Annotated in this window: 5 protein-coding genes; all 5 read right to left on the bottom strand. The window is 64.3% G+C overall.

Annotation, left to right across the window (positions count from 1 at the left end; all coding sequences use genetic code 11):
• Positions 1 to 244, bottom strand: a 244-nt coding sequence (locus EN750_RS17870) for a hypothetical protein (protein WP_145967748.1), incomplete at its 3' end; no start/stop codon positions are given.
• Positions 241 to 2,871: a DNA methyltransferase gene (locus EN750_RS17865; RefSeq protein WP_127397203.1), complete on the bottom strand. Its 2,631-nt coding sequence runs from the start codon at positions 2,869 to 2,871 to the stop codon at positions 241 to 243. The genes EN750_RS17865 and EN750_RS17870, both read right to left, overlap by 4 nt.
• A complete protein-coding gene (locus EN750_RS39475; RefSeq protein ID WP_189526283.1) occupies positions 2,868 to 3,044 on the bottom strand; it encodes a hypothetical protein in 177 nt (58 codons plus the stop codon). Before EN750_RS39475 ends, EN750_RS17865 begins: the two co-directional genes overlap by 4 nt.
• Positions 3,041 to 4,816 carry an MT-A70 family methyltransferase gene (locus EN750_RS17860; RefSeq protein ID WP_127397202.1) on the bottom strand — a complete coding sequence of 592 codons (1,776 nt, stop codon included), beginning with the start codon at positions 4,814 to 4,816 and terminating at the stop codon, positions 3,041 to 3,043. Before EN750_RS17860 ends, EN750_RS39475 begins: the two co-directional genes overlap by 4 nt.
• The coding region (locus EN750_RS39470; protein WP_189526281.1) for a hypothetical protein at positions 4,813 to 5,088 on the bottom strand (276 nt) is incomplete at its 5' end. The genes EN750_RS39470 and EN750_RS17860, both read right to left, overlap by 4 nt.

Raw genomic sequence — 5,088 nt, 5'->3', positions numbered from 1 at the left:
GGTCAGGCGAGGTCACGCCGATCTCGTCGGCCAGCGCGCGCCAGCCCCGGCCGTCATACTCCAGCATCGGCCGCAGCTTCCGGCCGAGCCCGGCGGTGTCATAGGCGGCAAGCTGGCCCGCCCGGATTGGCCGGCCCTTTTCGCGTGCTGCCAGTTCCTCGGCGCGATCGTCGATGCGCATGCGCTTTTCCAGCGCCTTGCGCAGGCGGGCCATATCGCGAAGGATGGAGGTGTCGTCGGTCACTCCGCCGCCTCCACCACGTCATCGCTTTCGCCAATGCCCAGCATGTCGAACATCGTCGGCACGGCGCGCTTGGCTTCCGCCTCGCGGCAGTAGCGCGTGCCATCGCGAAAATAGGTGTCGGAAAGTTCGGAGGCCTGGCCGCGCCGGCCTTTCAGGATGGCGCGATAGGGCACGGTCATCAGCCCGCCGAACGGGTCATAGACAATGTCGCCGGGATTGGAGTAGCGGTCGATCAGCCGGTCCACGATGTCGAACTGCAGCGGGCAGACATGCTTCTCCAGGTTCTTGTGAACCTGTTGACCGTTGAGGGTGTGCATACGCACCACGTCGGTCCAGATGGCCGGGTGTTTCGACGGCGGGTCGAGCGTCATATACGTCTTCGACAGGCTGTCGCGCGCGGCCAGTTCCTCGCCCAGTTTCACATGCATTTCGAAATCGTAGATCGCCTGTTCCGATACCTTCTGGAACAGCGCGCGCAACGGCTTCGGACCGAGCCGCACCAGTTCATCCGTGGTCAGCAGCCGGTCGCCTGACGACGGCCAGAAGGCGTGCGCATCAAGCTGCCAACGCGCCAGCGTGTAGCCGCTGTCGGGCACCTGCGGCCGGCGGTCCCCGTCGCTCCAGCGCTCGTGCTGGCCATCGGCGGCGATCACCAGCGGCTTGGCATGCGCAACGGGCTGGTCGGCATAGCCGCGCGAAAGGTCGCTCTGCGGCCGGCGGAACAGCAGCACATATTCCGGACAACCGACGCCCATCTTGGTGGCGTCCTTCATCATCTCGGAATAGGTCAGCCGATAGGTCTGGTTGTTCTCCTTCACGACGTCGGTGGCGATGGTGATCATGCCGATGTACTGAAAACCGTGCTTCAGATAGTGGAAGATCGCCTCGGCATGGAACGGCGACACGGTGGGCACGCCTTCGCCGGTCACCGATCCGAACAGCACCCGGTCCTTGACGTGGATGCAGGCCAGCCGGCCGGGCTGCAGGATGCGCAGCAGCTCCGGCGTCAAGAAGTCCATCTGCGCCCAGAAATGGTCGTTGTCGTCGGTGTGGCCGTAGTCGTTGTAGCTCGCCGTGTATTCGTAGTGGTTGGCGAACGGGATCGAGGTGACGATCTCGCCGACGCTGGCGCTGGCCGTCTGGCGCGCCTCCAGCACCGCATCATTGTGGGCGATGACGAACATGTCGCCGCGCTCTTCGCGCCTAGTGACGCCGATTGAGCGGGACAGCACGTCGTCGAGCGGCAGGCCGTCGAGCCCATAGCGGCGGATGATCTCCGCCATGCGCGCCATCAGCCTTTCATGCTCGGCCCATTTGCCTTCGAGGTTGCGGCGCACCTCGCGCTCGGCTTCGGAGAAGATGATGTCGATGCGGCATTCCTGCAGCTGGCCAAAGCGCACGATGCGGTGCACCGCCTGGATGAAATCATGGAACTTGAAGCCGACGCCGACGAAGATCGCCCAGTGGCAGTGCTTCTGGAAATTGTTGCCGGCGCCCGACATTTCCGGCTTGGTGGCGAGGTATTTGAACTTGCCGTCCTTGAAGCCGATGGCGTTCGCTTCGTTCGGGTCCAACCCTTGCGTGCCATAGATCGAGCGCACGCCCGGCACCGCCGCCTCGATCGCCCGCCGCTCATCCTCGAGGTCATGCCAGAGCAGGGCGTGCGCCGCAGGATCCTCGGCAAGCAGCGCGCTCATCTTGTCGATTCGGGCGGCCAGGCTGTCGCGCTTGGCCGCACTTGCCTGCACCACGCCGAGCGCCGTGTTGCGGATCAGCAGGCCTTGCCCGTCGCGGTCGTAGCCGGCGGTGCCATGGTCGATCGGCACCTCGTGCCAGTTCACCGTCACCGCCGGAAGCACATAACCTTCGTCGGGAAAGCCGAGATCGGAAGGCGATTGCAAAAACACCGCCCAGCTGTGCACCCACAGCCAGAACTCATCCTCCTTGTGCGGGAACAGCGTCAGGTCGCCGGCCGTCTCGGAATTGCGCTGGAAGAACCGCGTCAGCGCCTGGCCGGTGTCCATGATGCCGAGGAACCCGGCATAGTGGATCAGTTCCTTGGTCCGGTTCGGCGACGGCGTTGCCGTGGCGACGAACTTGAAGCGCACCGCAGCAAACAGCGGCAGGAAGGTCTGGAACGTCTTGGTGCCATAGCCGCGCAGCACCGCCGCCTCGTCCAAGCTGGCGGCAACGAAGCGCGACGCGTCGATCTTGCCGGCCAGCACGCTTTCATAATTGGTCAGGTAGATCGTGTCGTCGCTGTCGATCTCGGCATCGCTGCGGATGAACTTCAGCGTGACGCCGAATTCTCCGTGGAACCGCTCCGCCGCCTCGGCGAAGAACTCGTGCCGCACGCCGAGCGGAATGACGATCAGCCGCAGGCCAGGCGCGAACTTGCCGATCAGCCGCATCAGCTCGATCTGCATGAATGTCTTGTGCAGGCCGAACGACGCGAAGATGCCGCGGCTGCCGCCCTTCAGCGCCCAGCGCACGATCGCCCGGCAATGCGGCGCACCGGCCGGGTTGATGTCATCGAGCGCAACGTCGAAGCCGTCGGCTTTCGCCAACTGCATCTTGCCGCGCAGGAAGGTCAGGTAAGGATCGTCGATGGTGATTGGAGCGTTCATGCTCGCACCCACCAGATGAAGCAGAACAGAGCAAAAGCTGACCAGATCAGTAGTGTTCCGGTGACCGCGATCTCGACATCACGAATATCATCGAAGTCCAGCTCAGGATCGCGACGAAACCAAAGCCACAGCCAGATCAGCGCGGTAGCTAGAATGGGCAACAACCAGATCATGCGCGAACCGCCTTGCGCGCGCCGCGCTTTGGCCGACTAATCTCCCCCCCTGAGGGGGAGATGTCCGGCAGGACAGAGGGGGGCGCTGACCCGCCAGCCTTGCCATCCGCCAACTCGGCTTCGACGATCGGCTTGAGTTCGGCGAGCCGAGCGGCTTCGTCCGCGCTGAGATCCTCACGACCTTCAAGCCGTCTGAGTTCGGTCCAGTCTCCCAACGCATCAATGAAACCGCGCTTCTTGTCGCCGACAACATTGACGGCATCGCCATCGGAGGCGGCATCGACTAGCTTTCCTAACTCAGCGAGACGCTTGGCGCCGCCTACGGAGAGTTCCCTACCGGCCCAGATCAGGCCACGATCCTTCAGGGTTTCAAACAGCGGTCCGGAAACCGCGATGCCGTCAGCGACAGCGCCGAGCATCTTGAATTCCGTAAGTTGCTCAGCGGTGACCGAGGGGCGAGGAGGTGCCGTCTCTCCGGCTGTCGCGTCCATTCTCTCAGACGTTGCAGATGCCGACCGCCCGGCATCGGGCCTACTCGCCTCTCCCGTCATGGGGGCTCCCTCGATGGTGCTGATCCCACCGTTGTCATCGGAGGCTTTCGCTTCGGGATTCGCTTCAAACCCCCAATGGTCCCAGCCTGGCCTTGGCGCGCGGCAGAACAGCTCGATCTTCGCCACACCGGGAAACAGCCTTTCGATCGTCTCGGCATAGAAATCCGGCTTGGCGGAATGCTTTGTCTTGCGCTCGCGGTGCACCGTCTCCGGCTGCGAGCCGGGCAAGGGCGCTGCTATGTCGCCGCGGCGGCCGATGAGCAGTATCTCGTGACGGTCGCGGCCCCAATAGCCGGTGCCGGCGACTTCCTTGTCCCAGATCCAGTGATGCACATAGGTGAAGCCGAGCTCGGCCAGCAGCCGCAAGCCGTCGAGCAGCATCGGGTTGGTTGCCCAGCAGAAAACAACGGCGTTTTCGCTGAACGGATCAAGCTCTCGGAACAGCGCGATGATCTCGTCGGTCGTCATTGTCGGATAGTGATTTTCCGCGCTCTTCTCGCGCCCCGTCACTTCCGAGCGGACACCATATTTCCACGGAGGATCGGCATAGCCGACCGAATAGGTGCGTGTCAGCTTGCCCGCCGTGGCCTGGCCGTTAGCCTTCACCATGTCCATATGCGTCAGCCGCACCGCGTGGCGCAGCCGCTGGCGCTCGGCACGGATCTCTTTCGCCCGCGCCACGATGTGCTTTTCCTCGCGCGCCAGCACCTCGCGCTGCGCCTCGACAGCCAGGTCGGACAGCGCCTCGCCGGCATGCACGGAAACCCGGCCGTCGCGGATGGCCTCGATCAGTTCGGCCGCGCCATGGTCGCGAATGCGCTTGGCGGCGATCACCGCGCGTTCCGAAATCGACAGCCGTCTAGCTGCCTCCCGGGTCGGCAAATTTGCTGACCCGGCGGTGCTCTGGTTGATGCCGATATCCCAGTCGACCAGCCGCGCCGCCACCATGGCGCGCTGGCTTTCGCTGAGGTGACGGCGGTGCAGGTTGAGCGACAGCACGAAGCCGAGCGGATCGTCGCCGTCATAGTCGGTGAAGACAGGCTCGACCTCGGCGAAGCGGCAGGCGGCATAGCGGTTGCGCCCGTCCAATATCTTGCCGTCCAGCAGCACGATCGGCTCCCGCTGGCCATAGGTGACGATGTCGTCGGCCATCTCGTGCATTTCCTGTTCCGACAGCATCGGAAACAGTTCGGCCAACGGGTGCGGCAGGAGGTCGGTCATCCGGCCAGTCTCTCCAAGACACGAGGCGCTGCACGCTCAGCCGGCGTGCCGCGCCCCTCGCTCAAGCGGCGGTGAAAGGTGCAGTAGGAGCGGCCTGCGAACCCGGGCAGCCAGTCGGCCTCGGTCACTTCAGCCGCGCAGAAGCGCATAGCCGCGCCTTCACCGCGCAGCGGGAACCGGCATTGATGGCTGTCGAGATCAGCGAGGATCCTGCCGAGGCCGTTCTCGCCCTGCGGCTGTGGCGCGTCGCGCCCGGCGATCATGTCGTGAAC

The sequence above is a fragment of the Mesorhizobium sp. M7A.F.Ca.ET.027.03.2.1 genome, assembly GCF_003999175.1.
Lineage (GTDB): Bacteria > Pseudomonadota > Alphaproteobacteria > Rhizobiales > Rhizobiaceae > Mesorhizobium.
The sequence above is the reverse complement of the archived record's forward strand: the minus strand, read 5'-3'. Positions and strand labels throughout refer to the sequence as shown.